This window comes from Aeromonas finlandensis, from assembly GCF_000764645.1.
GTDB classification, from domain to species: Bacteria; Pseudomonadota; Gammaproteobacteria; order Enterobacterales; family Aeromonadaceae; genus Aeromonas; species Aeromonas finlandensis.
The window spans coordinates 1-1,956 of sequence record NZ_JRGK01000176.1 but is presented as its reverse complement, the minus strand read 5'-3'; the positions used below and the strand labels follow the sequence as shown (position 1 = coordinate 1,956).

The window sequence follows — 1,956 nt, the reverse complement described above, 5'->3', positions numbered from 1 at the left end:
ATTACGAACCTCAGCCCCTCCAATATCTTTTCCAGCGTGGTCAGCAGGATATCCTCGAACCACTGGAATATGGCCTGAAAGAAATGCACCACCCACATGATGACGCTTTCAATCATATCCTTGAGCCAGTTCCTGAACGAATTAAGCAATTCCATGGCTTTTATCCTTAGTCCAGCAGGGCAATTCTAAACGAGGTGTAAAGCCCCAATAGCTTCACGCACAGCGCGATTATTTCGAATATCTTTTGCAGGTCCGCATTGCAGAACACATCAAACACCAGACTACCGCCGCCCATGCCGCCAATCTCCGGCACGTCGATACTGAACTGGGGACACGTACCCGCACCAACATCCACTTTGAAGAACCCGCCAATGGCCGAGAACAACGGCAACGAGTTCATCTCTGTAACATGATGTTGCATGACCGTGCCGTAATTGCGCTGGCTCCAGTCGTTGGGATTGGGGTTGACTGACTTGGGGTCGGTCTTGATGTTGGTGTCACCTGGCGGCAATGGCTTGTCGCCGTTGTCCTCGTCTTGCTTCTCGATGGCGTCCTTGATGGCGTCCAGCTTGGTGCCCATCTGGGCGTTGCCGTCCTTGATGGCGTTGGCAGTCTGTATCTGGCCAACCCCTGCGCCTGCACTACCCTGTGAGGCCGACAACTGCGCCTCTTTAATCGACGACTGAATGTCCTTACCCGTCTGCTGGATGACCTTGCCCAAAGCGGCGTTCTGCTCACTGCTGGCCTTGATCTCTTTGTTGCTTGTCTCGGCTATCTTGTCCACGACCGTGTTCAGCGTGGCCGTGCCCGTTGCACCTGACGTGGGGTTACTGACGGCGCTGCTGGCCGCGTTCTGGAGCTGGTTCTGTGCATCGGTGGTGGCCTGCGACGAACTGGGGGGAGTGACTGGAGTATCTACACCCGCCGTTGATGAATCCTCAGTGTTACCACTGGTCTGTATCGGGCAGTTCTCACCCGTGAACTTGATGACCCCCATCCAGATGTTTGGGTTTCCCCCTGGATTGATGGCACCGCCAACTGTGGTAACGGAACACTGGCCATAGCACTGGATCTTGACCGAGCCAAACGTGCTTGTAAAAAAGCTCACTGGCTGACCCGGCTCACCATAGGTATTACCCGCGATGCCTTCACATATCGGGCGACAAAACTCTTTGCCTGTTATTGCGTTGACGTCTTTGATTGACCCGAGGAGACATTGAACGGGTTTCTTTTCACATATAGTGCCGTTATTTGTGACCTTGGGGCCAAACGTGAATTCTGGTTTGCCATCCGGAGGGCAAACAAATTGACTTTGTACCGTATAAACAAACGTGCCATACATTGAACCGCCATCACATGATTTACCACCATCCGCAGTCATGCAGGGGAATTTTGAATTGGCTGGGGTTGCTTGATCTTTCCAAACATATGACCACGCCGGATTCGGCGGCGGATTATACGCTTTGACCCTATCCATACAGGCATCCAGCGATATACCTGTGACACTATTTGGCACCGCATTCCGAACCGAGCAAGTTCCAGACGTCAAATTAGGAACATCTTTTTTCTGTGCAGCGACCCATTCCGCCGCGTGAGCATAATTACCAATGGCCAGCGTGAGCATTCCCAGCGCGATGGCGCCGAACATGATATAGAACGCCCACTTGAACAGGCGGAGGATGAGCTTAAAGAAATTCAGCGGGTTGATGCAGTACATCAATGCCTTGAGGGTCTTCTTTGTTATCCAGCGCCAGTTAATGGCGCGAATTGTTTGCCGATATGATCGCATATGCCAGCACCAACCCTGTGATGAACATTATGGGAGCCCAAATCATGGCGTCCTCTCCAATGAAAAAGGGGCAGCGATTGCCGCCCCTTGCGGATGCAACATGATGTTACTTGCTACCCGCCAAGCTCTGGATCTTGCGCCAGCCCCAGACCGCAGCTGCCAAACCC

General features: G+C 52.8%; 1 protein-coding gene. It reads right to left on the bottom strand.

Annotated elements, in window-relative coordinates; translation table 11 throughout:
* Positions 1-166 precede the first annotated feature (166 nt).
* A complete protein-coding gene (locus LD28_RS0112270) occupies positions 167-1,789 on the bottom strand; it encodes a methyl-accepting chemotaxis protein (protein WP_156120206.1) in 1,623 nt (540 codons plus the stop codon).
* Positions 1,790-1,956 lie beyond the last annotated feature (167 nt).

Coding starts and splice junctions, on each gene's coding strand:
- LD28_RS0112270 (WP_156120206.1), bottom strand. CDS start 1,789: ATGCGATCATATCGGCAAACAATTCGCGCCATTAACTGGCGCTGGATA.